This window comes from Microvirga massiliensis (genome assembly GCF_001006805.1).
Classification (GTDB): Bacteria; Pseudomonadota; Alphaproteobacteria; order Rhizobiales; family Beijerinckiaceae; genus Microvirga; species Microvirga massiliensis.
On sequence record NZ_LN811393.1, the window covers coordinates 1 to 2,316 of the forward strand.

Sequence of the window (2,316 nt, forward strand, 5' to 3'; positions counted from 1 at the left end):
TCATGCTCAGGAGCCGCCGGAGCGTGACCCCGCTGTTCTTAGCCTGAGACCCTTCAGGAAGGCGCCATGACGTGAGATAGGCGTTGACACCTCGATCGAGATCCAGCCGCCTCTCCTGGACCAGCCGCATGACGGCAACCGCCGTGACGAACTTCGACAGCGAGGCGGCTTGGAACAGCATCCCGGGTGCCGGATCACCGACAACCGCGGTCCAGGCAATCCGGCCGTCATCAATGACGCTGATGCCAACAGCCGGGATGTGGAGCGCTCGCATGGCCTGGTTCAGGGACAGGCTTTGCGGTGACTGTCCCGGAAGCGCAATGGCAAGCTCCTGCATCAGAGCGGAGGGGGCATTGGGCTGCGCGCGCGGGGAACCAGTCCCGACCAGGGAAAGAACTGCAGCCAGCGTGAGAGCAACGCAACCGGAGCGAAACACGAGCCGCTCCATGTCTGATGGATGGATCAGGCTTCAGATTGCAGCCGCTTTCGGACGGTTTCCAGGCCAACTTGGTCAGGGGCAGACGGTGCACCCGCTCGCTGGTTTCCACCTTCAGGCAGCTCTGCCCTGAACTGTTCGATTGCTCCGACCGGCAAATCCAGACGACTGCTGATCGCGCCTTTGGTGATTTTGCGCTGAGCCCAGGGGCCGTGAGGTGCCTATTGGGCTACTCGCTTCATGGCGGTCTGAGCTGGCTGAATGTGTTACGTTCGCAGCTGAGCCTGGCAACGGCTTGATGAGGCACCGGGGTTGCATCCGAGGGCTCCGTTCATGAAGCTGAGCAGAAAGCAGTTCGGCCTCGGGATCGTCGCCGCAGGATTGGGGACCGGCATGATGTCCCGACACGATCGCACCCGCGCTCGAGAGACTCCGTCGAGCCCCACCAATCTGCCGACAACACCCGCAGGGGCTCATCAGGCAACCCACTTCTTCACGAACTCGGCTTTCGAATACGTGATGCTGATCAGCCTCGGGCGCGCGTACCACCAGGGCGGGAACATCGGCAAGGTGCTCTACGTCATCCGGCAGATCGAGGACGGCAACTTCGAGAGTGCCTATCACGCCGTGATGGCGGCCGGGGATGAAGCCCGTGCCATGGCCGAAGGCTCCGCAAGGGGCGGTCACGTCGAGAGCGCGCGGCAGGCCTACCTGTGGGCCCAGAACTTCTATGACAGCGCGACGTACTTTGCGGATGGAACCGGCGATCCATCCAGAATCACGACAGCCTGGCAGCTGTTAGACGCCTGCTGGCTGAGGGCGATCGCCCTCTTCGACCCGCCGATCGAGCAGGTGAGCATTCCCTACGAAGGAACCGCTTTGCGGGGGGTCTACTTCCGCGGAAAGAGCACGGCCGAGAAGCGCCCCCTGCTGATCCTGGTCAATGGAAGCGACGGCTCGCCTCTCGACATGTGGATGCAGGGTGGGGCGGGAGCGGTTGCCCGGGGCTACGACTGCCTGACCTTCGAGGGTCCCGGGCAGGGCTACGCGCTGTGGAAGCAGGGCCTCACCTTCCGGCCTGACTGGGAGCACGTCATCACGCCGGTTGTCGATTTTGCGCTGAGCCGAGCGGGCGTCGATCCCAGGAGGATCGCGATCCAGGGCATCAGCCAGGGTGGCTACTGGGTTCCCCGCGCCGTCGCGTTCGAGAAGCGGATCGCCGCGGCCATTGCGGATCCGGGCGTGGTTGACGTGTCCACATCATGGACTGCGCCCTTGCCACCCCCGATGCTGGAACTCCTGAAGGCCGGCCGCAAGGAAGAGTTTGACGGGTACATGACCCAGATGCTCGACCCGGTCACCAAAGCCGCCCTTGTCTTTCGCATGAGACCGTATGGTGCCACCTCGTACTACGATGCCTTCAGGGCGAGCATGGACTACCGCCTCATGGACGTCATTGGGCAGATCGAGTGTCCCATGCTCATCACCGAACCGGTCAACGAGGCCTTCTGGCCCGGACAGTCGCGCCGGCTCTACGATCTCTTGACCTGCCCCAAGACCCTGGTGCCGTTCTCGGCATCCGACGGGGCGGACCTGCACTGCGAGCCGAAGGGCTACGGCCTCAGAGACCTACGCGTGTTCAACTGGCTTGACGCGACACTGAGGTAACCCCTCTCCGGGAGCCGTCACTCAGGCGGGTGTGCACCGACAACGGGTATCGGATTACGGGAGGGGCACTGCTTCCGCGGTTCAAAGAGGTCTCGACGACATCAAGCGCGCGCGACACGCCCGTCGGTGAGGATGACAGACGAGTGGTGCCAACGGATAGCTGATGCAAGCTTAGAGAAATGCCGGCGGGATAGTCGCTTGGGGAAGGACCC

Annotated in this window: 2 protein-coding genes; one reads left to right on the forward strand and one right to left on the reverse strand. The window is 63.3% G+C overall.

The features are described 5' to 3' along the window. Window positions 1–436 (reverse strand): serine hydrolase (locus tag BN1233_RS42450; RefSeq protein ID WP_187144503.1); only part of this gene is annotated, 436 nt, incomplete at its 3' end. A 333-nt stretch (window positions 437–769) separates the two neighbouring features. On the opposite strand from BN1233_RS42450, the gene BN1233_RS42455 reads away from it, so the two are divergent. Further along, on the forward strand, window positions 770–2,104 hold the full coding sequence (locus BN1233_RS42455; protein ID WP_052764155.1) for an alpha/beta hydrolase family protein: 1,335 nt from the start codon (window positions 770–772) through the stop codon (window positions 2,102–2,104). Window positions 2,105–2,316: the final 212 nt, after the last annotated feature.